The organism is Pseudorhodobacter sp. MZDSW-24AT (assembly GCF_002794355.1).
Lineage (GTDB): Bacteria > Pseudomonadota > Alphaproteobacteria > Rhodobacterales > Rhodobacteraceae > Pseudotabrizicola.
Genome location: NZ_PGOI01000009.1, coordinates 70,726 through 94,505, shown reverse-complemented (window position 1 = coordinate 94,505; position 23,780 = coordinate 70,726). Strand labels below are relative to the sequence as shown.

Here is a 23,780-nt window from a genome sequence, read left to right as displayed (position 1 = left end):
CATGATCAAGATGACATCCGTCACCCGCGACAGCCTGCAAACCTTCATGGTGCAGGGCTTCCGCGCCCTCGGTCTGACCGAGGAAGACGCGACCATCTTCGCCGATGCGCTGATCTTCTCCGAACTGCGCTTTCACCCCGGGCACGGCCAAGGCGTCCGCCGCCTGCGCCGCTATCAGGAACGGATCGCCGCCGGACTCGTCAATGTTTCCGCCCCTTGGGAAGTGGTGAAGGAAAGCCCCGCGCTGGCGCTGGTCGATGCGCATAACGGCATCGGCACCGTGGCCGCCGCCCGCGCCATGCGGCTGGCGATTCAAAAGGCCAAGGTCTGCGGCATCGGTCAGGTGATCGTGCGCAACTCCACCCATTACGGCAGCAGCGCCGTCCACGCCGTTCAGGCGGCCGAGGCTGGCTGCATCGGCACCTCCTTCACCAATGCGGGGCCGGAAATGGCGCCTTGGGGCGGGCGCGAAGGCGCGGTGGGCACCAACCCATGGGGCATCGCCGCCCCCACCGGCCTTGGCTTTCCGGTCGTCATGGACATCGCGCTCACCACGGCAGGCAAAGGCATGATGCAATGGCACGCCCGCGAAGGCAAACCCATGCCACTCGACTGGGCGCTGACCCCCGAAGGCGCCGAAACCGATGATCCCAATGCCGCCATGGCCGGGGCCTTGCTCGGGATCGGCACCTACAAAGGCTATGGCCTTGCCTTCATGACCGATGTGCTGACCGGGGTGATCGGCGGCGGCGGTTATGGCCTCACGCCCTATTCCGATCAGGCAAAGCTGGATGTCAGCCACACCCTGACCGCAATCGACATTGAATGGTTCATGCCGCTCGAGGAGTTCCGCGCCCGCATGGACGACTTTGCCCGCATGGTCAAATCCCGCGCCCTGCGCCCCGGCTTCAGCGAAATCCTGCTGCCGGGCGAGCAAGAGGCGCGCCGCGTTGCCCGCAAATCCGCCGCAGGCGTGCCTCTGGATGATGAAGTGCTGGCCGATCTGCGCAATCTGGGCCGCGAACTGGGGATCGCCGCCGAGATCGAGACCGTCGGGCCCTATCAGGACACTGTCCTATGAAACCGCTGCCTCCCGACTTTCGCGACAGAGTCAGGGACCGGCTGCGCGCAAGGGCAGCGGCCTCGGGGCTCGACGGTCTCTTGATCCTTGCTCCCGGCAATCTGGCCTATGCCACCGGCTGGATGTTTTCGGTGAACGAACGGCCCATGGGCCTTTGGCTGCCCGTGTCGGGCGATCCGGTACTGATGGTGCCACATCTGGAACTGGAAAACGCGCTTTCGGTGCCCGGCGTCTCGGTCGCCACCTACCCCGAATTTCCGGGCGAGGTGCCGCCTGTGCTCTGGATGCTAGGGCAAACACAGGCACGCCGCGTCGGCATTGACGCGCTCGACGCGCGGTTGCTCTCGACGGCGAAAGAAATCGCCGAGATTTCGCTCTCCGACCACATCCTGCCCGAACGCGCCATCAAACACCCCGACGAGCTTGCCCTGATCCGGGAAGCCGCGCGCTTTGCCGACATGGTTCTGACCCGTCTGCTGTCAGCCGGGGCCGACATCATCAGCGGCGGCGGCACCGAGCTGGACCTGATGGCCGATGCCACCGGCCATGCCCGCGCGGCGCTTGGCGCCACCCATGGCGCGGCGTTTCAGGGCACCAAGCTGGGCATCACCGCCTCCGTGCATTCCGGCCCGCGCGCGGCCCTGCCCCATGGCACCGTGCTGGCCCGTCGCCCACAAAAGGGCGAGCCGATCATCGCAGGCATCGGCTGTTCGCTGGGCGGCTATCACGCCGAAAGCGGGGTCACGCTGGTCTATGGGGACATCACCCAAGATCAGGCGCGCGTCATGGCCGCGATGGACGCCGCCAATGCCGCCACGGTCGACGCGCTGTCGCGCCGTCTGCCCTGTGCAGCGGTGAACGACGCAGCCTTGGACCCGATCCGCACCGCCGGGTTTGCAGATGCCATCCGCCACCGCATCGGCCATGGCATGGGGGTCGAAGGGCATGAAGCCCCGTGGCTCTCTCCCGGCGATGCCACACCTGCCGCCCCCGGCATGGTGTTTTCCTGTGAACCCGGCATCTACCGCCCCGATCTCGACGGTTGGCGCTGTATCGAGACGCTCATCGTCACCGAAACCGGCTGCGAAACCGCAAGCCGCTTCCAATCCGACCATCCCGCACACACCCGCATCATCCCCGCCTGAGGAGCCTTTGACATGCCCGAACCCGCAGCCTGGCGCTATCAGAAGATCACCAAACCGATGTTCGACATCCCCACCGAAGACTGCATCTTGGCCGGGCGCGTCCTGACCATGGCGGGCGATGTGATCGAGGATGGCTTTGTCCAGATCGGCGGCGGCAAGATCCTTGCCGTCGGCCCCCGCGCCGACATGCCCAAAGGCCATGTCACCGAAACCGGCGGCACCATCATGCCCGGCATGATCAACAGCCATGCCCATCTGAACTGGGACGGCATCCACGATCTGGCCCGCCAGTCGATGGACGACCCCAAACCGATGAGCGCCTTCAAGGCGGCGGGCAACATGCTCAAATCCCTGCGCGCGGGCATCACCATGGTGCGCGATCTGGGTTTCCACGAGATGAACCTCTATTCCAAACAGGCGGTCGAGCAGGGCATTTTCCCCGGCCCCCGGCTGAAAGTCTGCGGCGCCGCCATCATCCAGACCGGCGGCCACACCTATTGGGTCTGCCGCGAAGCCTCGGGCCCCGATGAAATGCGCCGCGCCGTGCGCGAACAGGTCAAGGGCGGGGCGGATCTCATCAAGATCATGGCCTGCCATGACACGCTGGAATTCACCGATGCCGAGCTGGAAGCGGTGATCGACGAAGCCCACCGCAACCGCCTGCCGGTGACAGCCCACGCAACCTATGATGCCTGCATCAACCGCGTGGCAAAGTTCGGGGTGGATTGCATCGAACACGGCGGCAGCATGTCGGATGAAACCATCGCCCTGCTGCTGGAAAAGAAACTGCCGATCGTCACCACCTTCGCGCCCTTGGTGCAGCAAAGCCAGCCCGAGATTGCCCGCAAGTTTGGCATTCCCGACTGGAAGATCGAAGAGCGGATCAAGGCCGTCGCCGACCCGTCGCGCTATGCGGGGCTGAAAAAAGCCGCCGAGGCTGGTGTCCCCATCGTCTTTGGCACCGATGCCGGCAGCCCGGCGGTGGAGCATGACGTGATCGCCCCGGAACTGGCCCATATGGTCAAGGTCGGCGTCTGCACCGACAATATGGATGCGCTGCACTCCATCACCATCCGCGCCGCTCGCCTGTCGAAAATGGATCATCTGATCGGCACGCTCGAGGTGGGCAAGGCCGCCGATGTGATCGTGGTGGATGGCAACCCCGATCAAGACCTGTTCGCGCTGGAACGCGTGCGCACCACCTTTGTCGCCGGAAAGAGGATGCACGGATGAGCCTGCTTGTAGACCGACTCGCCCCACGGATCACCGAAGAAGACGGCTCGTTCCGCACCCGGATGCTGGGCATCGCCTCGGGCCTGACCAATGTCATCGCCATGGGGCGCGGCGACCCCGATTTCCACACGCCGGCCCATATCGTCGACGCCGCCAAGGCCGCGCTCGATGCCAACCAGCACCATTACACCGGCCCCACCGGCCTGCCCGCGCTGCGTCAGGCCATCGTGGCGGATCTGAACGGCACCTATGGGCTGGACTATGACCCCGATGAAATCGTGGTCACCGCGGGCGTGCAGGAATCCATCATGCTCACAATGCTGGGGCTTGTGGCGCCGGGGGATGAGGTGCTGATAACCTCGCCGCGCTTTACCACCTATGACACGGCGGTGCACCTGTGCGGCGGCGTCCCGGTGCCGGTGCCCACTTATGAAAAAGACGACTTCGCGCTCGACGTGGCCGAGATTGAAGCGCGCATCACGCCGCGCACCCGGATGTTCGTGCTGGTCACGCCCAACAATCCCACCGGCGCCGTCACCCCGCCCGACATGATCCGCAAGATCGCCGATCTCGCCATCAAGCATGATCTCATCATCGTGTCGGATGAAATCTATGCCCGCATGATCTATGCCCCGAACGAGCATCTTTCCATCGCCACCCTGCCCGGCATGAAGGACCGCACCATCACGCTGAACGGCTTTTCCAAGACCTATGCGATGACCGGCTGGCGGGTGGGTTACCTCGCCGCGCCCAAGGATTTCGTGGTCAAGATGACCGAAACCCGCCATTCACTGTCGATCAACACCTGCACCGTCAGCCAGTTTGCCGCGCTGGCGGCCCTGACCGGCCCGCAAGAGCCGATCAACGAGATGCTGGCCGAATATCAGGAGCGCCGGGATTGGCTGATGCCCGCGCTGACCGAAGCAGGCTTCACCTACGGCCACCCGGGCGGGGCCTTCTACATCTATGTCAACATCTCCTCCACCGGCATGAACGCGCCCGAGTTTTGCGAGCAATTGCTGCGGGAAACCGGTGTGATGGTGTTCCCCGGCGCGCTGTTTGGCGATGAAAACCCCTATTTCATCCGCATCGGCTATCTCCAGCCGCTTCCGGTCATCAAAGAGGCAATGGCCCGCATCAGCGCCTTTGTGCAAAAGCGGAAGGATGCGGCATGACCCCGAACCCTTCGGAAAAATTCGTCGGCATCCAGATCAGCCCGATCTCTTTCGTCGATGAAGGCGTCGATACGGTGCTTGAAACGCTCCAGAACCGCGTGGGCGTCAATGTGCTGATGCTGGGCACCGTGTCGTGGCTGGGCCTGAAATCGGGCCGCTCCATCAGCCATGCGCTGGATGGCTGGCCCGATCATGGCGTGCCAGAGCCCTATCAGATGCGGGGCGGCGCCTATTTCGACCCTGACCCGCGCTATTACCGCAATACCTTCATGGCTGATTACCGCAGCCGCGATCCAGAGTTTGCGGGCAAGGACATCCTGAAAATGGTCGTCCCCGATGCCCATGAGCGCGGCATGAAGGTCTATGTCGAACTGATGGAGCCGTTCTTCAAATACGCGGGCCACGGCTCGGCGGCGGCGGTCGAGATCCCCACCCTGCCGCAAGCGATGGACATTGATATCTTCGGACGGCTGGGGGGCGAGCCTTCGACCTCGCATCCCGGCTATCGCTCGTGGATCCACTCGATGATCGAAGATCAGGTCCGCAACCACGATCTTGACGGCTTCATGTGGTGCAACGAACGCAACTCCCCGCTGGACACGCTGATCCAAGGGGGCGCGCCCGGTGATTTCTCGGCCGCCTCCCGCGCCGAGGCCGAAGCGCGCGGCGTGAATGTCGAGGCCTGCCGTCAGGCCCTGCTGCGCCTTTACGACTTCATGCAAGAGGCGGCGGCAGGCAAGGCCTTTGCCGATGGCAGCCTGATCACCTTCCTGCGCGTGCTGTTGGAAAACCCCGAAGCCCTGATCTGGGAAAAGTTCTGGCTGGAGCGCAACAAGGATCTGGACCGCGAGCTTTATGGTCTGGTCAAATGGTGCAAGCCCAACCTGCCCTTCGGCCTGAACATCTGGAACCGCAACCACTTCAACCTGATCCGCCGCGCGCAATGGCCTTGGGCCGAACAGACGCGCTATGCCGATTTCGTCAAGCCCATCACCTATCAGCATCAGGCGGGCGAAGTCTGGGCCAAGGAACTGTCGTTCTTCCGCAAGACCGTGCTGCGCGATTTCGCCCCCGCCGAGGCGACGACTGCCCTGTTCCGCATCCTTGGGCTGAAAGAGGCGCCGTTTGATCAGATCGTCGGCGCCGGGATGGACCCCGATACCTATGTCTTCGGCCAATGCGAAGACGCGCTGCGCGGGGTAGAGGGCAAGGCCAAGGTTTATATGGGCATCGGTGTCGATGCCCCGCGTTCGCGCCCCGATACCGCCAAGATGACCGCCGACATCGCCTATCGGTCCGTCCATGCCACCTATCGGGCGGGCGGGCATGGCATCGTGCTGTCGCCCAATTATGCCTCCATGCACCTCACCCATCTGGACGGCGTGGCCCAAGCCCTGACCGAGTTGGGTCTGAAATGACGGCGGATCTGATCATCTCGGGCGGCACGATCCTGTCGCCCGAAGGGCCGCGCCCCGGCAGCGTTCTGGTGCGTCAGGGCCAGATTGCCGCCCTCCTCCCGCCCGGCGAAACACCGCAAGCCGCCCAGCGCATCGACGCCACCGGCCTGATGGTGCTGCCCGGCGCGATCGACATTCACTGCCACATCCGCGCCCCGGCCTATCCGCAACGCGGCACCGTGGCGTCGGAAACCGCCGCCTGCGCCAAGGGCGGCATCACCACCGTTTTCGAAATGCCGATCACCGATCCCTGCTGCAACACGCCCGACCGCGTGGCCCTGCGGCGCGACCATTTCGCGCAAACCGCCCATATCGACTTCGGCCTTTACGCCGCGCCCGTGGACCTGACCGAAGCCGCGTTCGAGGCTTTGGCCGCCTCGGGCATCGTCGCCTTCAAGATCTTCACCACACCGGCCCCTCCCGGGCGCGAACATGAATTCGCGGGCCTCGCTTGGCCGCAGGTGGAAGATCAGCTCCGCGTCCTGCAACTGGCCGCCCGTGTCGGACTCCCGGTCGTCGTTCATGCCGAACATGCGGGCCTCTTGGCGCGTGCGGCAGACCATGCATCCCGCCTTGATGCGGCCGATGCCGCCACCCACAATGCCGCCCGCCCGCCCTTGGCCGAAGCGGTCGCCGTGGCGCAACTGCTTGCCATGAACATCAGTGCCGGCGCAAAGCTGCACATCGCCCACGTCACCAGCGCCGCCACCGTCGACGTGCTGCGCCGCTTTGCCGGAAGCTCGGATTTCAGCGCCGAAACCTGCCCGCATTACCTCAGCTACACCGCCGAGGATGTGGCCCGCGCCGGGGTCTGCGCCAAGATCAACCCGCCCATTCGCCACGCCTCCGACCGCGCGGCGTTGTGGGACGCGCTGGCCGATGGCACCATCGGCCATGTCACCACCGACCACGCCGCCTTTTCTGCCTCAGAGAAAGCGGCGCATGACGGAAACTTCCTCACCGCCCCGCCCGGCCATCCCGGCACCGAGGTCTTGCTGCCCACCTTGCTGAATGCCGTTTCGATGGGCAAGCTGACGCTTGCGCAGGCGATGCAGCTTGTCTCGGGGGCCGCCGCCCAGCGCTTTGGCCTGCCCGGCAAGGGCCGCCTTGCGCCCGGCGCGGCCGCCGATATCGTGCTGGCAGACTTGGCGGGCGAAACCCACATCAGCGAGGCAAGCCTGCTGACCGCCGCCCGCTCCATCGCCCGCCTCAGCCATGGCGCCCGCTTCCAAGGCGCGGTGGTGCAAACCCTTGTTGCCGGTCAAACCGTCTGGAAGGGCGGCCTCACCGGACGCCCCGGCCTTGGCCGTTTCATCACCCCTCACCCTCAGGAGACCGCAGGATGACAGACCGGCCCGCCCCGCTTCTGGAAGTAACCGACCTGCAAACCACCTTTTCGCTGGGCCGCAAGCTCGAGGTCATTGCCGTCGATGGTGTCAGCTTTTCGGTCAACGCGGGCGAAACGCTTGCCATCGTCGGCGAAAGCGGCTCGGGCAAGTCGGTCACCAGCCTGTCGATCATGCGGCTTTTGCCCGCGGGCGTGGGCCGCATCTCGCGCGGGTCGATCAAGCTGCGCGGCCGCGAGTTGACCACGCTCTCCGAAGCCGAAATGCGCGGCGTGCGCGGCAAGGACATCGGGATGATCTTTCAGGAACCGATGACCAGCCTGAACCCCGTGCACACCATCGGCCACCAGATCGCCGAGGTGCCGATCCGCCACGAAGGCCTGACGCCCAAACAGGCCCATGAACGCGCGATTGATCTGCTGGCGCTGGTCGGCATTCCGGAACCGCGCCGCCGGGCCGACAACTACCCGCATGAAATGTCGGGCGGCATGCGCCAGCGCGCGATGATCGCCATGGCCTTGGCCTGCCAGCCCAGCCTCCTGATCGCGGACGAACCCACCACCGCGCTCGACGTGACCATTCAGGCGCAGATCCTTGAACTGATGCAGGAGTTGCAGCAGAAGCTTGGCATGGCGATGGTCTTCATCACGCATGACCTTGGCGTGGTGGCCGAACTCGCCAACCGGGTGGTGGTCATGTATGCCAGTCAGGTGGTGGAAACCGGCCCGGTCGAAGACATCTTCGAACGCCCGCGCATGCCCTATACCGCCGGGCTCATGAGCTCGATCCCCAAACTGGGCAGCTCCAAATCCAAATCGCGCTTGCTGACCATCCCCGGTCAGGTGCCCGCCCTGTCGCGCCTGCCCAAGGGCTGTCGCTTTTCCACCCGTTGCACTTATGCCGAACCGCGCTGCACCACCACCCAACCCCTGCTCGAGCCCGCGCTTCCCGGGCGCGAGGTGCGGTGCCTGCGCTGGAAGGAACTGGATTTCTCTGAAAGGATGCCTGCATGAGCACCGAGCTTCTCCGCGTCGAGGGTCTGGTCAAGCACTTCCCCATCCGGGGCGGCGTGCTGAACCGCGTCGTGAACCACGTCAAGGCGGTCAGCGGCATCAGCTTTGGCATCCGCAAAGGCGAGGTGGTGGGTCTGGTCGGCGAAAGCGGATCGGGCAAAACCACCGTCGGCCGTCTGCTCCTGCGTCTGGAAGAGGCCACCTCGGGTGCGGTCAACTTTGACGGGACCGATATCATGGGCCTGTCGAAAGCCGAGATGCGGCGCTACCGCAAGCGGATGCAGATCATCTTTCAAGACCCCTATGCCAGCCTGAACCCGCGCGAAAAGATCCGCTCCACCATCGGTCACGCCCTGCGCCTGCACAAGATCGGCGCGCCCGACACCCACGAAGACCGCAGCGTGGCCTTGCTGGAACAGGTTGGCCTGTCGTCGGATTATCTGGACCGTTTCCCACATGAATTCTCGGGCGGGCAGCGCCAGCGCATCGGCATCGCCCGCGCCTTGGCGGTGAACCCCGATTTTCTGGTGGCCGATGAACCCGTCTCGGCGCTGGATGTGTCGATCCAGGCGCAGGTCATCAACCTCTTGGACGATCTGAAGGACAGCCTCGATCTGACCATGCTCTTCATCGCGCATGATCTCGCGGTGGTCGAACATATCTGTGACCGGGTGATCGTGATGTATCTGGGCCGCGTGATGGAAATTGCGCCCTCGGCCACGCTGTATTCCAACCCCAACCACCCTTATACCGAGGCGCTGCTGTCGGCGGTCCCCATCCCGAAACCGGGGCATCGGCGCAAGCGCGTGATCCTGACGGGGGACATTCCCAGCCCGATCAACCCGCCTTCGGGCTGTGTCTTCCGCACCCGCTGCCCGCGCGCGGTGGCCGAATGCGCGGCCTCGGTGCCCGAGTTGAAACAGATCGGCCCCGACCATTTCAGCGCCTGCCATCTCACAACCTGACGCCTGCCCAAAGCGGGCGGCGCGGGCCGCCGCCCCTTTGTCCGCAACCCCATGCTTCGCCGAAAAAAAGCGCAGCTTCCGCTTGCAACGCCCGGTTCTTCTGTTAACCTGTCGGCATCAACAGGGGCGCTCCGTCATGCCGGGGCTGAGATGTCGGGTGCAATCCCGCGAACCCTTTAGCTGATCTGGGTAATGCCAGCGGAGCGAGGTAGAATGTTTTCCGGCGCACAAATATCCCTGTATCCCATGTCCGATGATTTCATCGGCATCATCCTTGGCGCGATCAAGGCGCTTGACCCGTGGCGCGATCGCCTGCGGATCGAAACGGATGACCTCTCCACCCTGATGGTGGGCCCACCCGAAATCTTGTTCCCGGCCATGCGCGCGCTTTTCGTCGCCGCGGCCAGCACCGGTGTGCACTGCACCCTGCACGCGACCGTCTCTCGCGGTTGCCCCGGCGAACCCGATGATCCGATCTGCACGCCCTCGGGCGGCCTGCCGCCCGGCGCGCCCATGGCCGACCGGATCGCCGCCGCCCGCGCCGGCGTGGCCGCCGCCCCTCTCACCGGCCAATCCGTGGCCGCGCAATTCTCGCTCTATCCCCTCGGCCTCGGCCACCATATGGACGAGATCTACGGCTGCATCGATTTCCTGAAAACCTCGGGCACCTTCGAGCGGTCCAAGAACTTCTGCACCAAACTGCGCGGCGATGCCGGACCGGTGTTTGAAACCCTGTCGCATGCCTTTACCGGTTTTGGCGCGCAGGCGGGCCATGTGGCCCTTGATGTGACCTTGTCGGCCAACAGCCCCAGCAAGATCTGACCCGCGGTCCCACCGCATTCCCCCCTTCAAATGAATGGAGCTTTCCATGCCGCATACGGCTGTCTGGACCATGCGTGAAACTCTGATCGTCGCCGTGCTTGGCGCGGTCTTCGGCGTGCTTTATCTCGGATGGGTGCAGGTCTGGCTGATCCTGCAAGCCGTCTTTGGCGCGGTGACGATGGATGTGGTGATGGGCTTCTGGTTCATCGTCTCGATCATCGCCGCCGCCATCATCCGCAAGCCCGGCGTGGCGCTGGTGTCCGAGGTGATGGCCGCCGCCGTGCAAATCCTTCTGGGCAGCCCGGCGGGCCTGCTCTTGCTGCTGACGGGCTTCGTGCAAGGTGCGGGGGCCGAGGCGGTGTTCGCCGCCACCCGCTACCGCCGTTGGTCGCTTCCGGTTCTGATGGCCGCCGGGGTGGGCGCGGCGCTTGCCTCCTTCGCCTACACTTGGGTCCGCTTCGACTACGGCAGCCTTGCCCCCGGCCTGCTTCTGCTGATGTTCGTGCTGCGCTGCACCTCGGGGGCCTTGCTGGGCGGACTGCTGGGCCATGTCATCGTCAAGGCGCTCTACCGCACGGGCGTGCTCTCTGGTCTGGCCATCGAACGCGATGCCCGCACCGCCCATGCCTGATCCGCTTCACGGCGAAGGGGTGGCGATCCGCTATCCTTTCGCCGCCACGGATGCGGTCGGTCCGCTGTCGCTCCATATCGCCAGAGGCGAACGTGTGCTCCTTTTGGGGCCATCCGGCTGCGGCAAATCCACCCTGCTGCACAGCCTGACCGGCCTTATCCCGCAGGCGATCCCGGCCGAGCGGCGCGGCACCCTGCGCCTTTTCGGGCAAGAGGTGCAGACCCGCTCTCCGGCCGATTGGGCCGACCGCGTGGCGATCCTGTTTCAGGATGCCGACCAAACCCTTGCGGGTTTCACCGTGGCCGATGAACTCGCCTTTGCCTTGGAAAACCGCAGCCTGCCGCCCGATCTCATCGCGGCCCGCGTCACCCAAGCCATTGGCCGCGCGGGGCTCGCGCCCGACTGGGCCACGCGCCGCATCGCCACGCTCTCGGGCGGGCAGAAACAGCGTGTCGCACTGGCGGCGGTGCTGGCCCAAGACGCCGATCTCGTGATCGCGGACGAGCCCACTGCCAGCCTCGCCCCCGCCGCCGCGCAGATGATGGCCGATCTTCTGCTCGCCCCGGGCCAGACCATCCTGATCGTCGATCACAGGCTCGGCCCCATCCTGCACCACATCGACCGTGTGATCGTGCTGGGCGCCAACGGCCAGGTGCTGGTCTCCGGCCCCCCGGCCGAGGTTTTTGCCCAACAGGGCGACAGGCTGACACAGATGGGCATCTGGACACCCCTCGCCACGCGCCTGCGTCTGGCGCTCGCGCGGCAAGGCATCCCCGTGCCGCCAGTGACAGCTGTCTCCGACATCCTGCCCCACCTGCCGCCCTCTGCCGATCTCGCGCCCCTCCTGCTGCCGCGCCCCGTCCCGCCCGGCCCCGAGGTCGTCCGCCTGCAAGATGCGGCCTGCGCCCCGCCCTTCGGGCCAACGGTGCTGCGCGGCATCTCCATCGCCCTGCGCGGCGGCGAGGTGCTGGGCCTTCTCGGGCCGAACGGGGCCGGAAAATCCACGCTGGCCACCTGCCTTTCGGGATTGCTTCCCCCGCGGGAAGGCGTGCGCACAGGCCCGGCGGGGGCCATCGCCTTCCAGAACCCCGAGTCCCATTTCCGCGCCGACACCGCCTTGGCAGAACTCACCGCCGCCGGTGTGGCCCCTGACAAGGCCGCAGGCGTGCTTGCCGAATGGGGCCTGTCGCAGGTCGCACAGCAGCATCCTTTCACCTTGTCGATCGGGCAAAAGCGCCGTCTCGCCCTTGCGCTGCTCACCGCAACCGACCGCTGGCCGCTCCTGATCCTTGACGAACCGACCTCGGGCCTCGACCACGCCGGGGCCGAAACCATCGCCCGGCACATCCGGCGCCTTGCGGCCAAGGGCACCGCCCTTGTCGTCATCACCCATGACGCCGATTTCGCCCTGTCCGTCTGCGACCGGGTCGCTCTGCTTGCCGAGGGCGCGATTCAGGCCGATGGCCCGGCCCCCGGCATCCTGCGCGGCTCGGCCCTTCTGCACCGCTTTGGCCTCGCCCCGGCCGAAGCCGCGCCTCTTCTGGACTGGATGGATCGGCCCTGATGCGCCCCACGCTGCACCCTCTGCCCAAGCTTGCCCTCTGCCTGATCTGGATCGGCGCCTCGGTGCTGGTCTTCGATCTGCGCTTTCAGCTGCTGACATGGGCGCTCGCAGCCCTGCTTCTCTGGCGCGGCGCGCGCGTCCCGCTGTGGAAGCTCTTGGCCCTGTCGGTGCCCTTTGCCCTCTTCGGCTTCGGCTTTCTCATCACCTCGCTGCTCTTCAATGCCGAATCCGGCTTTGCGGTGCAGATGGCGCGCGAACAAGGCGCGGTGCAGCCCGATGTCTCGCCCGGTCTGGTGCTGTTCTTCCGCACGCTCGCTTGCGGCATGGTCTCGGCACTCTTTGCCCTCACCACCGATCCCGGCCAACTGGTGCGCGCGCTGATGACGCACCTGCGCCTCCCCGCTCCCTTTGGCTTCGCGCTGATGCAGGCGATGCACCTTGTGCCGGATCTGGGCCGCGAGCTGCAAACGCTGCGCATGGCGCGCGCCATTCAGCAAGGCCGCCCGCTGCGCCGTCTCCCCCGCCCGACCGAGCTGATGGCGCTGACCATTCCGCTCCTTGCCTTTGCCATCCGCCGCGCCGGGCGCGCTGCGATCGCGATGGAGGCCAAGGGCCTGCGCCCCGGCCATCCGCGCAGTCAGATGCACAGTCTGCCCCTGCGCACGACCGACCTCATCCTCTTTGGCCTCGGCCTCGCGGTCCTCGCCGCCGTCCTTCTCCTCTTGCGCCAAGGCTGACGGGAAATCCCCGCGCAGAAAGCCGCGGCATTTACAAAACTTTCGCGCAAGCGAGCAGGTTTTGTCACAACCACCCCCTAAACCCCCGCTCAGCCGAAGACGGGGAACGCCAACATGCTGCAAGTCAAATCCGTAACACGGATGTTCGGGCAAAAGGCCGCGGTCGACCGCGCCAGCTTTGCCGTCGAAGGTCCGCAGTTTCTGGGCATCATCGGCCGCTCCGGCGCCGGGAAATCCACCTTCCTGCGCATGATGAACCGCCTGACAGACGCAACCTCGGGCGAGATTCTGGTCGAGGGCCGCAATGTTCTGGCGCTCAAAGGCGCTGACGCGCGCGCTTGGCAAAGCCAATGCGCGATGATCTTCCAGCAGTTCAATCTGGTGCCGCGCATGGATGTGGCCTCGAACGTGCTGCACGGAATCCTGAACCGCCGCAGCACCGTGCAAACCCTGTTCAACCTGTGGCCGCGCGCCGACATCCTCAAGGCGCTCGACATCCTTGACCGTCTCGGCATCGCCGAACAGGCCCCCAAACGCGCCGAGGCCCTGTCCGGCGGTCAGCAACAACGCGTGGCCATCGCCCGCGCCCTGATGCAGGACCCCAAGATCATTCTGGCCGATGAACCCATCGCCAGCCTCGACCCGATGAACGCGCAGATCGTCATGGACACGCTCAAGCGCATCAATGTCGAAGACAAGCGCATGGTGATCGCCAATCTGCACACGCTCGATACCGCGCGCCGCTACTGCGACCGCGTGATCGGCATGCGCGATGGCCGCATCGTGTTCGACGGCACGCCCGACCAGCTGTCCACCGGGGTCGCCCGCGACATCTACGGCGCCGACGCAACCTTCAACGAGGCTGCCACGTCCACCGCAATTCCTGCCGACACCACCGCAGACCGGACCTATGCCGATCTGATGATGTCGTGACTGCCCCCTACCAACCCACGGAGAAATCATGCAAAAGCTGCTGACTGCGACTGCACTTGTCTCGCTGATGGCCACCTCGGTCTCGGCACAGGAAATCACCGAATTCCGCCTTGGGATCTTGGGCGGCGAAAACGCGCAGGACCGCCTGACCAATCAGGAATGCTTCCGCGCCAAGATCGAAGAGACGCTGGGCGTCCCGGTCAAGATCTTCGCACCGGCCGATTATGACGGCGTGATCCAAGGCCTGCTGGGCGGCTCGCTCGACTATGCATGGCTGGGCGCTTCGGCCTATGCCAAAATCTATATGACCAACCCCGATGCCGTCGAACTGAAGCTCACCAAGCAGAACGTCGACGGCTCGACCGGCTATTACGCCATCGGTTTCGCCCGCGCCGACAGCGGCATCACCTCGATGGACGAAGCCAAGGGCAAGGTTTTCGCCTTCGCCGACCCCAACTCCACCTCGGGCTACCTCGTCCCCGGCGCCGAACTGCAAGCGACCTATGGCAAGCTGGAAGACTACTTCGGCGAAGTGCGCATGTCGGGCGGCCATGAGCAGTCGATCGTCGGCGTGCACAACGGCGACTTCGACGCGGGCGTGTCTTGGGCTGACGGCCTTGGAAACTGGGAAGACGGCTACAACTCGGGTGCCTTCCGCCGCGCGGCTGACGCCGGTCTGGTCGACATGTCGAACCTCGTGGAAATCTGGAAATCCAAGCTGATCCCCGAAGGCCCGATGGTCATTCGCACCGCCCTGCCGCAAGACGTGAAAGACAAGGTCACCCAACTGACCGCCGATCTGTGGGAAACCGACCCGGAATGCGCCTACAACGTCGCCGCCGGGGATGCGAAGGACTTCGTTCCGGTGACCCATGATGCTTACGAAGGCGTCGTCGCCGCCCGCAAGCTTCAGGAAGGCATGTAAGTCTTTCCATTCCAGCCGGGCCCCGCGATTGGCGGGGCCCGGCCTTTTTTATCCGGATGATGCCATGGTTGATGTCGCCTTCGGACCGGAACAGGGCAAACGCCCCGACCTGTCCAACACCCGCGAAGCCTATCTTGATATGGTCCGCCGCAAGCGGATGTATGGCGGTATTCTGCTCGTCCTTTTCATCGCCCTCATGTCCTCGGGCTGGATGCTGGCCGATGATCGCAACGCGGGCGGCTTCTGGGGCGGTTTGCATCAGGTCTTTGACTTCCCCTCCGAAGTGCTCAGCGAGGCATGGGAAAAACGCGCCAACCTTCCGGGCATTTTCATCGACCATATCCCGGCGCTGATCGAAACCATCAACATCGCCGCCGTGGCCACCCTGATCGGTGGCGTTGCGGCCATGGCCCTGTCGCTTCTGGCAACGCGCGGTCTTGCGCGCTGGCCCCGGCTGGTGCCGGTGTTCCGCCGCACGCTGGATGCGCTGCGCGCCATCCCGGAAATCGTGATCGCGCTGGTGCTCATCTACATTCTGGGCGGCGGTCCGGTGCCCGCGGTCATCGCCATCGCCCTGCACACCGGCGGCGCGCTTGGCAAGCTGTTCTCCGAGGTGGCGGAAAACGCCGACCCGAAACCCGTCGAGGGCCTTGCCTCGGTCGGCGCGACATGGTCGCAGCGGATGTGGCTGGGCGTGATCCCGCAGGTCGCGCCCAACTGGCTGAGCTACGCGCTCTTGCGCTTTGAAATCAACGTCCGCGCCAGTGCCATCCTCGGCTTTGTCGGCGAAGGCGGCATCGGCCATGACCTCAAGCTTGCCATGCAATGGGGCCAAGGCCGCTATGACCAAGTCGTTGCGATCTTCCTTCTGCTTTTCCTGACCATCGTTCTGATCGACCAGATGTCTGACCGCTACCGTCACCGCCTGACCAAGGGAAAACCGGCATGATGACCACCGCCACACCCTCTCTGGCCCAAACGGTCACCGCCCGTTTTGCCGCGCGCCAGCGCATGGCCTTTGCCATTCCCGCCGCCATCATCGCCTATCTTCTGTATGCGGCGATCAGCTTTGACGTGGCCGGGCTGGCGCAGCGCGCGCGCTTTGACAACGCGGCCATCCTGCTCTCCGACTTCTGGCAGCACAAAACCCATGTCAGCCGCGACAACCGCAGCGGCACCGTCACCATCGCCATCGAAGGCGAAGGCAAGGGCACCTATCCCCCCGGCATGATGCCCGACTGGGTCACCATGGCCGATGGCGTCACCACCATCGATCTGGGCACAGGGCATATCGTCACCTATGATGACGCAGGCGCCCGTATGGTGGTGCCGGGCTATGGCACCATCGACATTCGCCCCGAAAATGGCAGGCCCGTCGTCACCGCGCCCGAACCTATCCCTGACTGGATTTCCGTGTCGGAAAACCGTGTCGGCGTCACCACAGACGCAGGCCGCTTCACCTATACCCGGTCAAAGGTCGAAACCTTCAAATACCAACCCGGGTGGGAACTGTGGTTCTTCACGCTCGACAGCCCCTTCTACGGCAAATCCGTCTTTGAACTGGCGGCTTTGGCCACGGTGGGCGAACGGGTTGATCCGGCGCGCAGCAATATCGGCTACATGGCCAGCGAATTCTGGACCAACAAGATGTGGCGTCATGGCGATGTGGCTTGGGCGATCTTTGAAACCATCCTGATGGCCTTCCTTGGCACCATGGCCGCCGCCATTGTCGCCCTGCCCTTGTCCTTTCTGGCCGCGCGCAACTTCATGCCGCTGGGCATGTTTCGCGGCGCGGTCCGGCGGGTGTTCGACTTCATCCGTGGGGTGGATGGCCTGATCTGGACCATCATCCTATCCCGCGCCTTTGGCCCCGGCCCGATGACCGGCGCCATCGCCATCGCGCTGACCGATACCGGAAGTTTCGGCAAAACCTTTTCCGAAGCGCTGGAAAACATCGACGAAAAGCAGGTCGAAGGCATCCGCTCCACCGGTGCCAATGCCGTGCTGCGCGCCCGCTTTGGCGTGATCCCGCAGGTGATGCCGATCCTGCTCGCGCAAGTGCTCTATTACCTCGAATCCAACACCCGCAGCGCCACAGTCATTGGGGCCATCGTCGGGGGCGGCATCGGCCTGTTGTTGACCCAAGCGATCCAGACGCAAAAAGACTGGGAAGAAGTCGCCTATTACATCACCCTCATCGTGCTGATGGTGATGGCGATGGACAGCCTGTCGGGCTGGCTGCGCCGCAAGCTGATCAAGGGCGAATAACGTGCCAAAACTCTCTCCCGACGCGCCCTTCCTTCACGACGGCGCCGAGATCGTGAATTCTACCTTTGGCGCCTACACCGAGGTGGGCGCAGGCGCGCGCATCGTGAATTCCACCTTTGAAGACTATGCCTATTGCGACCGGCTGGCAGATATCGCCAACACCACCGTCGGCCGGTTCTCCAACATCGCGGCCCTCACGCGGATCGGCCCGACCGATCATCCCTATACCCACGCGGCACAGCATCATTTTCTCTATCGCTCCAGCTATTACTGGGACGATGCGGCGGATGATCCTGCCTTCTTCGCCGCCCGCGCAGCACGACGCACCACGCTGGGCGCCGATTGCTGGATCGGCCACGGGGCCATCATCAAACCCGAACTCACCATCGGCATCGGTGCCATCGTCGCCTCGGGCGCGGTCGTCACCAAAGACGTGGGCCCGTTCATGATGGTGGCGGGCTGCCCCGCCACCCCCTTGCGCGCACGCTTTGCGCCGCCCATCATCGACCGCCTTTTGGCGCTTGCCTGGTGGGACTGGGATCATGGCCGCCTGCGCGCCGCCTTAAGCGATTTTCGCGCGCTCCCGGCCGAGGCTTTCTTGGAAAAATACAACGCCTGAAACGGCTCTGCCCGGTTAGAATACCGGGCAGAGCCCGTCACACAAACAAGGCGGCCTTACGCCACCTTGCCCCACGCCCGCGCGGCCAGCCCGCCCGACAGATGGGCCAACCGCCCGCCGGAAATGGTCATCTCCACCTTGCGCGTCTCGGCATTCACCGCGATCACATCGGCGCGCGCCCCCGGCTCCAGATGGCCGCGATCCGTCAGCCCCATGATCCGCGCAGGCCCGGCAGAGATCATCGCCCATGCCGCAGGCAGATCCATCACCCCGGCATCCACCAAGTGCCACGCCGCCTGTGCCAAGGCCGGATAATAGTAATCCGACACCAACCCGTCACAAAGCCCCGCCTCGATCAGCGATTGCGCGGCAATATTGCCCGACTGGCTGCCCAGCCGCACCACATTGGGCGCCCCCATCAGAACAGGCTCACCCGCCGCCCGCGCCGCCTCGGCGGCGGCAAAGGTGGTGGGAAATTCGCAGACATCCGCACCAAGCCCACGGTAAAAGCCCCGCGTCTCGGCGGTCCCGTCATCATGCGACCCCATCCGCACGCCCAGCCCCTGAAAGGCCGCTGCGATACGGTCCAACGCGGCGGGAACCTCGGGGCCTTGCGCCTGTGCCGCGCGCACGATGGCCAGCATCTCCTCGGCGCTGCGCTTGGTCTGCGCCGCCCATTGCGCAAAGCGCGCAGGTTGGTGATCGGCCAGCTCTACCGCTTCGGGCAGATGGTCGTTGAACACCACATAATCCACACCATGTTGCGCCACCGCCCGCTCCACCTCGGCAAAGGCTCCGGTGATATGGGTTTCCAGCCGGATCTGCACCCGCACATCCGCCAAAAGGGCCGCCTTCTCGGCGCTCAACGCCTCCAGCAAGGCGCAGGTCGCCTCGCCCGATCGGAACCCGCCCTCCCAACTCCAGCTTTGCGCCAACCAAGCCGTCGTGACGCCATTCACCGCCAGTTCCGCCGTGGCCGAATGCAGCGCGCGCCGCTTGTCAAAGGGCGCGCTGGGGCGCGGCGTCAGATGCCGCTCGAACCCATCGCCATGCAGATCAAGAATCCCCGGCAGCACAAGGTATCCGCTCACATCAAGCGCGGGGGCGGCGCCCTCCTGAACGGCCCCCTCCGCCACGGTGATCGGCACGTCACGCATGGCCCCGTCCATCAAAGCAAGGCCACCTGTCAGGCGCAAAGGGGGAAGCAAAGGCATCGTCTCATCCTGTTTTTTCAAACCCGCTTGCTAGCCGTTCTTCATGACGGTCCGGTGACGCCGCTTCACCCTCATTCACCGTCAGCGCCACCCGGTCCCCGGCAAACCACGTCGTTCCAAACTCGATCCGCACACCGCCCCGGTCCACGTTCACCGCCTCGGTCCGCAGCAGCGCCGCCCCCTCGGGCAAGCGCAGCGCAAGCGCCGTCAAGGCATCCGCCAGCTTTGCCGTGATCCGCGTTTCGGCCCGGGTGAAATCCACCACCCCACAGGCCGCCAGCGCCGCGCTCACCGAATCCTGCCCGTCCATCGCGGCCAGAAACCCCGGCAGACGCGCCGCCGGAAACACAGACCGGAACACCGCCAGCGGCTGCGCATCGGCCAAGGACACCCCCTCCACCACATGCACAGGCGCCCCCGCCCCAAGGCCCAGCGCCTCGGCCTCGTCCGCCGTGGCAGGCCGCGTTTCCAGCCGGGTGATCCGCCGCGAAGGCGTGCGCCCGGAAGACCGGATGTTCTGCGCAAACCGCACGCGGCGCCCCAGCGGATAGTCCTCGGGCCGCGCCGCGACGAACACCCCCGCGCCACGCCGCGCCAACACCAGCCCCGCCTCGGCCAAAGCGGCCAAGGCATGGCGCACCGTGTGGCGGTTCACCCCAAAGCGAGAGGCCAGCTCTGCCTCGGTCGGCAGCTTGGCCCCGGGCGGATACAGGCCTTGGGCCATCTCGTGCCGCAGGCTGTCGGCAATCGACTGCCAGATCGGTGTTTTCGGCGCTGTCATGGAAAATTCACGTGCAAGACCCAAACTCCGCCCTTATCACTTGTCTAGTTGTATAGAATCTACACTGTCCCTGCAAGAGGTCGAACCCGATGACCCTCCCTCCCCGCGCAGATTGGATGGGCCTGCTCGCCCGCGCCAAGCCTGATCGCCTTGCCCAGCTTTTCCCCGATCTCCCCCCGCATGATCTTTTGCGCCCCGCTGAAATCGGTGCCGTGATGGTGCAGGGCCGCACCGGCGCGGTGGGCCAGCCCTTCAACTTGGGCGAAATGACCGTCACCCGCTGCGTGCTGCGCCTTGCCTGCGGCACGGTCGGCCACGCCCATGTGCAGGGCCGCGACAAGGCCCATGCCACCCGCGCCGCCGTGCTCGACGCTTTGCTGCAAACCGACAAGGCCCTTGCCGTCGCCGCCAGCATCCTTGCGCCCTTGCAAAGCGAAGAGGCCGCGCGCCGCGCCGCCCGTGCCGCCAAAGCCGCCGCCACCCGCGTGGAATTCTTCACGCTCGTCCGAGGAGAAGACCAATGACACCCGATGCCCTGACAGGCGGGTTCTCCGATGCCCCGGTGCAATCGGCCCACGCCTTTCGCGCCAGTCTAGAGGCGATGGCCCGCCCCGGCAGCCTGCACACGTTGACCGGCGCAATCCCGCCCGCGCCGCTCTCGGTGGCGGCGGGCGTGCTGGTGCTCACGCTCTGCGATGGCACCACGCCCGTGCATCTGGCCGGCGCGCATGATTGCGCCCCTTTGCGCGACTGGATCACCTTTCACACCGGCGCGCCTTTGGTGGGTGCCGCGCAGGCGGCCTTTGCCATCGGCACTTGGGACGCGCTGCAGCCTGTGAGCCGCTTTGCCATCGGCCAGCCAGATTACCCTGACCGCAGCGCCACCTTGCTCGTGGAATGCGCCACCCTGTCTGCCACCGGCCCCCGCCTCCACGGTCCCGGCATCAACGGCACGGCCCAGCTTTCCCTGCCGGAAACCGCCGCCTTCATCGCCAACCGCGCGCAATTCCCCTTGGGCTTCGATTGCTTTTTCACCGCAGGCGCGCACGTCGCGGGCCTGCCCCGGTCCACCATCGTGGAGGCCCTCTGATGTATGTTGCAGTCAAGGGCGGCGAACAGGCGATTGATGCCGCACATGCCTGGCTTGCCGAAGAACGGCGCGGCGATCCCTCCATTGCCGAACTCACGGTGCCGCAGATCCGCGCGCAACTGGCGCTTGCCGTCAACCGGGTCATGGCCGAAGGCTCGCTTTATGACCCCGATCTGGCCGCGCTTGCCATCAAACAGGCGCGCGGCGATCTGATCGAGGCGGTGTTCCTGATCCGCGCCTATCGCACCACCTTGCCCCGGCTCGGGTCATCGCGCCCCATCGACACCGGGCGGATGGCGGTGATCCGGCGCGTCTCGGCCACTTTCAAGGATTTGCCCGGCGGGCAGGTGCTGGGGCCCACCTTCGATTACACGCACCGCCTGCTGGATTTCACCCTGATGGCCGAGGGCGAAACACCCCCCGCCCAAACCCGGCCTGCCGTGCAGCCCGCAGGGCAAGGCCCCGTCGATGTGCCGCATGTCACCGCGTTTCTGAACCGCGACGGGCTGATCCAGACCGAAGCGGCCAGCGACACGCCGCCCCCCGATCTGACGCGCGAACCGATGGAACTGCCCGCCGCGCGCCCCCTGCGGCTCCAAGCCCTGACGCGCGGCGACGAAGGCTTTGTCCTCTCGCTCGCCTATTCCACGCAACGCGGCTACGGGCGCACCCATGCCTTTATCGGCGAATTGCGCATCGGCAGCGTCGCAGTGGAACTCGAGATCCCGGAACTGGGCTTCGCGGTTGAAATCGGGGACATCGAGTTGACCGAATGTGAAACCGTCAACCAATTCACCGGATCAAAAACCGAACCGCCGCAATTCACCCGTGGCTATGGGCTGGTCTTCGGCCAATCCGAACGCAAGGCCATTTCCATGAGTCTGGTAGACCGCGCCTTGCGCTGGAAGGAACTGGGCGAAGATTTCGTCGGCGCCCCCGCGCAGGATGAGGAATTCGTGCTGATGCACGCCGATAACGTGCAGGCCACGGGTTTTCTCGAACACATCAAACTGCCGCATTACGTGGATTTCCAATCCGAACTCGAACTGATCCGCCGCCTGAGGGCCGAAGCCACTGCCGCACAGGAGGCCGCAGAATGACCGCGCAGGACTATAACTTCGCCTATCTCGACGAACAGACCAAGCGGATGATCCGCCGCGCGATCCTCAAAGGCATCGCCGTGCCGGGCTATCAGGTGCCCTTTGCCAGCCGCGAAATGCCCATGCCCTATGGCTGGGGCACAGGCGGCGTGCAGGTCACCGCCGCCTGCCTCACCCCGGATGATACGCTCAAAGTGATCGACCAAGGCGCGGATGACACCACCAACGCCGTCTCGATCCGCAAATTCTTTCAGCGCACCGCAGGCGTGGCCGTGACCGAGGCAACCGATCAGGCCAGCATCATCCAGACCCGCCACCGCATCCCCGAAGCCCCGCTGACCGAAGGCCAGATCCTTGTCTATCAGGTGCCGATCCCGGAACCTTTGCGCTTTCTGGAACCGCGCGAGACCGAAACCCGCAAGATGCATGAGCTGGAGGAATACGGCCTGATGCATGTCAAACTGTACGAAGACATCGCGCGGCACGGCACGATTGCGACCTCCTACGCCTATCCGGTCAAGGTCGAAGGGCGCTATGTGATGGACCCGTCGCCCATCCCGAAATTCGACAACCCCAAACTGTCAGACAGCCCCGCGATTCAGCTGTTTGGCGCAGGCCGTGAACAGCGCATCTATGCCCTGCCCCCTTATACGCAGGTCGTCAGCCTCGATTTCGACGACCACCCCTTTGTGGCGTCCAAGGCCGATCATGACTGCGATCTGTGCGGCGCGGGCACCAGCTATCTGGACGAGGTCATCACCGATGACCAAGGCGGGCGCATGTTCGTCTGCTCCGACACCGATTTCTGCCGCGCCCGGCGCGAAGCGGGCCATGTCGGGCGTCTTGGCACCCCCGCCCCATCGCTGGAGGCCGCACAATGACCGCGCCCCTTCGCACCCTCACCGCCGAAACCGACCGCCCGCTTCTGCAAGTGCAGGGCCTGACGAAATCCTACGGCGCGCGCATCGGCTGCGCCCATATCTCCTTTGACCTTTTCCCCGGCGAAGTCATGGGGATCGTGGGCGAAAGCGGCTCGGGCAAGTCCACCCTCCTGTCCTGCCTTGCGGGCCACATGGCCCCCGATACGGGCCGCGTGATCTTTGACACAGGCACCGGCCCGGTAGACACGGTGACCATGGCCGAGGCAGAACGCCGCCGCATGGCCCGCACCGATTGGGCCTTTGTCCACCAGAACCCGCGCGACGGCTTGCGCATGGGGGTCAGCGCGGGCGGCAATGTGGGCGAGCGTCTGATGGCCATCGGCGCACGCCATTACGGCGAGATCCGCGCCACCGCCACAGATTGGCTGGCCCGCGTGGAAATCGCCGCCGACCGTATCGACGACCGTCCGCGCGCCTTTTCGGGCGGCATGCAGCAGCGCCTGCAAATCGCCCGCAATCTGGTCACCGGCCCGCGTCTGGTGTTCATGGATGAACCCACCGGCGGCTTGGACGTGTCGGTGCAGGCCCGCCTGCTCGATCTGTTGCGCGGCTTGGTGCGTGAAATGGGGCTGTCGGTCATCATCGTGACGCATGATCTGGCCGTGGTGCGCCTGCTTGCCGACCGCCTGATGGTGATGAAAGGCGGCCATGTCGTCGAACAAGGCCTGACCGATCAGGTCTTGGACGACCCGCAGCATGCCTATACCCAACTTCTTGTCAGCTCTGTCCTGCAGGTGTGA

General features: G+C 65.2%; 24 protein-coding genes and 1 riboswitch. Of the genes, 22 read left to right on the top strand and 2 right to left on the bottom strand.

Annotated features, from left to right (window positions below):
* Nucleotide 1: 1 nt before the first annotated feature.
* The 17 genes from CUR21_RS13715 (at nt 2) to CUR21_RS13635 (ending at nt 17,914) form a co-directional block, all read left to right on the top strand.
* Nucleotides 2–1,081, top strand: coding sequence for an Ldh family oxidoreductase (locus CUR21_RS13715; RefSeq protein ID WP_100197630.1), 1,080 nt, complete (start codon nt 2–4; stop codon nt 1,079–1,081).
* Entirely contained in the window at nt 1,078–2,226 is a 1,149-nt protein-coding gene (locus CUR21_RS13710; RefSeq protein WP_100197629.1) for a Xaa-Pro peptidase family protein, read from the top strand. The genes CUR21_RS13715 and CUR21_RS13710 overlap by 4 nt, the downstream gene beginning before the upstream one ends.
* Nucleotides 2,227–2,238: 12 nt before the next feature.
* Complete coding sequence (locus CUR21_RS13705) at nt 2,239–3,459, top strand: amidohydrolase family protein (protein ID WP_100197628.1); 1,221 nt, start codon at nt 2,239–2,241, stop codon at nt 3,457–3,459.
* The gene (locus CUR21_RS13700) at nt 3,456–4,634 is read left to right on the top strand and encodes a pyridoxal phosphate-dependent aminotransferase (RefSeq protein WP_100197627.1); all 1,179 of its coding nucleotides are present in this window, start codon (nt 3,456–3,458) and stop codon (nt 4,632–4,634) included. Before CUR21_RS13705 ends, CUR21_RS13700 begins: the two co-directional genes overlap by 4 nt.
* On the top strand, nt 4,631–6,052 hold the full coding sequence (locus CUR21_RS13695) for an alpha-amylase family protein (protein ID WP_100197626.1): 1,422 nt from the start codon (nt 4,631–4,633) through the stop codon (nt 6,050–6,052). The genes CUR21_RS13700 and CUR21_RS13695 overlap by 4 nt, the downstream gene beginning before the upstream one ends.
* The gene (locus tag CUR21_RS13690) at nt 6,049–7,437 is read left to right on the top strand and encodes a dihydroorotase family protein (protein ID WP_100197625.1); all 1,389 of its coding nucleotides are present in this window, start codon (nt 6,049–6,051) and stop codon (nt 7,435–7,437) included. The genes CUR21_RS13695 and CUR21_RS13690 overlap by 4 nt, the downstream gene beginning before the upstream one ends.
* Nucleotides 7,434–8,450: an ABC transporter ATP-binding protein gene (locus CUR21_RS13685; protein ID WP_100197624.1), complete on the top strand. Its 1,017-nt coding sequence runs from the start codon at nt 7,434–7,436 to the stop codon at nt 8,448–8,450. Before CUR21_RS13690 ends, CUR21_RS13685 begins: the two co-directional genes overlap by 4 nt.
* Complete coding sequence (locus CUR21_RS13680) at nt 8,447–9,415, top strand: ABC transporter ATP-binding protein (RefSeq protein ID WP_100197623.1); 969 nt, start codon at nt 8,447–8,449, stop codon at nt 9,413–9,415. The genes CUR21_RS13685 and CUR21_RS13680 overlap by 4 nt, the downstream gene beginning before the upstream one ends.
* A gap of 112 nt (nt 9,416–9,527) precedes the next feature.
* Nucleotides 9,528–9,640, top strand: a riboswitch (TPP riboswitch).
* Nucleotides 9,608–10,237 carry a YkoF family thiamine/hydroxymethylpyrimidine-binding protein gene (locus tag CUR21_RS13675; RefSeq protein ID WP_369802533.1) on the top strand — a complete coding sequence of 210 codons (630 nt, stop codon included), beginning with the start codon at nt 9,608–9,610 and terminating at the stop codon, nt 10,235–10,237. Its footprint overlaps the riboswitch before it by 33 nt.
* Nucleotides 10,238–10,283: 46 nt before the next feature.
* Complete coding sequence (locus tag CUR21_RS13670; protein ID WP_100197876.1) at nt 10,284–10,868, top strand: ECF transporter S component; 585 nt, start codon at nt 10,284–10,286, stop codon at nt 10,866–10,868.
* Nucleotides 10,861–12,432: an ABC transporter ATP-binding protein gene (locus tag CUR21_RS13665; RefSeq protein WP_198431710.1), complete on the top strand. Its 1,572-nt coding sequence runs from the start codon at nt 10,861–10,863 to the stop codon at nt 12,430–12,432. The genes CUR21_RS13670 and CUR21_RS13665 overlap by 8 nt, the downstream gene beginning before the upstream one ends.
* Nucleotides 12,432–13,169: an energy-coupling factor transporter transmembrane protein EcfT gene (locus tag CUR21_RS13660; RefSeq protein ID WP_100197620.1), complete on the top strand. Its 738-nt coding sequence runs from the start codon at nt 12,432–12,434 to the stop codon at nt 13,167–13,169. The genes CUR21_RS13665 and CUR21_RS13660 overlap by 1 nt, the downstream gene beginning before the upstream one ends.
* A 114-nt stretch (nt 13,170–13,283) precedes the next feature.
* Nucleotides 13,284–14,102, top strand: a complete 819-nt coding sequence (gene phnC, locus CUR21_RS13655; RefSeq protein ID WP_100197619.1) for a phosphonate ABC transporter ATP-binding protein — start codon at nt 13,284–13,286, stop codon at nt 14,100–14,102.
* A 28-nt stretch (nt 14,103–14,130) separates the two neighbouring features.
* Nucleotides 14,131–15,027 (top strand): phosphonate ABC transporter substrate-binding protein, encoded by an 897-nt coding sequence (phnD, locus tag CUR21_RS13650; RefSeq protein WP_100197618.1) that lies wholly within the window; start codon nt 14,131–14,133, stop codon nt 15,025–15,027.
* A gap of 64 nt (nt 15,028–15,091) precedes the next feature.
* On the top strand, nt 15,092–15,976 hold the full coding sequence (phnE, locus tag CUR21_RS13645; RefSeq protein WP_100197875.1) for a phosphonate ABC transporter, permease protein PhnE: 885 nt from the start codon (nt 15,092–15,094) through the stop codon (nt 15,974–15,976).
* Entirely contained in the window at nt 15,976–17,295 is a 1,320-nt protein-coding gene (gene phnE / locus CUR21_RS13640) for a phosphonate ABC transporter, permease protein PhnE (protein WP_100197874.1), read from the top strand. Before phnE (CUR21_RS13645) ends, phnE (CUR21_RS13640) begins: the two co-directional genes overlap by 1 nt.
* Nucleotide 17,296: 1 nt before the next feature.
* A complete protein-coding gene (locus CUR21_RS13635) occupies nt 17,297–17,914 on the top strand; it encodes a chloramphenicol acetyltransferase (RefSeq protein WP_100197617.1) in 618 nt (205 codons plus the stop codon).
* Between the two features lie 56 nt (nt 17,915–17,970).
* Here the strand turns inward: CUR21_RS13635 and CUR21_RS13630 are convergent, their stop codons facing one another.
* Together CUR21_RS13630 and phnF are read right to left on the bottom strand one after the other, a co-directional pair.
* The gene (locus CUR21_RS13630) at nt 17,971–19,128 is read right to left on the bottom strand and encodes an alpha-D-ribose 1-methylphosphonate 5-triphosphate diphosphatase (RefSeq protein ID WP_100197616.1); all 1,158 of its coding nucleotides are present in this window, start codon (nt 19,126–19,128) and stop codon (nt 17,971–17,973) included.
* 4 nt (nt 19,129–19,132) lie between these two features.
* A complete protein-coding gene (gene phnF / locus CUR21_RS13625) occupies nt 19,133–19,909 on the bottom strand; it encodes a phosphonate metabolism transcriptional regulator PhnF (protein ID WP_100197615.1) in 777 nt (258 codons plus the stop codon).
* Between the two features lie 89 nt (nt 19,910–19,998).
* Between phnF and phnG the strand changes: the two genes are divergently transcribed.
* From phnG to phnK, 5 genes are read left to right on the top strand one after another with little or no spacing between them, the layout of a single operon-like run.
* Nucleotides 19,999–20,433 (top strand): phosphonate C-P lyase system protein PhnG, encoded by a 435-nt coding sequence (phnG, locus tag CUR21_RS13620; protein ID WP_100197614.1) that lies wholly within the window; start codon nt 19,999–20,001, stop codon nt 20,431–20,433.
* A complete protein-coding gene (gene phnH, locus CUR21_RS13615) occupies nt 20,430–20,999 on the top strand; it encodes a phosphonate C-P lyase system protein PhnH (RefSeq protein WP_100197613.1) in 570 nt (189 codons plus the stop codon). Before phnG ends, phnH begins: the two co-directional genes overlap by 4 nt.
* Complete coding sequence (locus CUR21_RS13610) at nt 20,999–22,099, top strand: carbon-phosphorus lyase complex subunit PhnI (protein ID WP_100197612.1); 1,101 nt, start codon at nt 20,999–21,001, stop codon at nt 22,097–22,099. Before phnH ends, CUR21_RS13610 begins: the two co-directional genes overlap by 1 nt.
* Nucleotides 22,096–22,980 carry an alpha-D-ribose 1-methylphosphonate 5-phosphate C-P-lyase PhnJ gene (locus CUR21_RS13605; protein WP_100197611.1) on the top strand — a complete coding sequence of 295 codons (885 nt, stop codon included), beginning with the start codon at nt 22,096–22,098 and terminating at the stop codon, nt 22,978–22,980. Before CUR21_RS13610 ends, CUR21_RS13605 begins: the two co-directional genes overlap by 4 nt.
* Nucleotides 22,977–23,780 carry a phosphonate C-P lyase system protein PhnK gene (phnK, locus tag CUR21_RS13600; RefSeq protein ID WP_100197610.1) on the top strand — a complete coding sequence of 268 codons (804 nt, stop codon included), beginning with the start codon at nt 22,977–22,979 and terminating at the stop codon, nt 23,778–23,780. Before CUR21_RS13605 ends, phnK begins: the two co-directional genes overlap by 4 nt.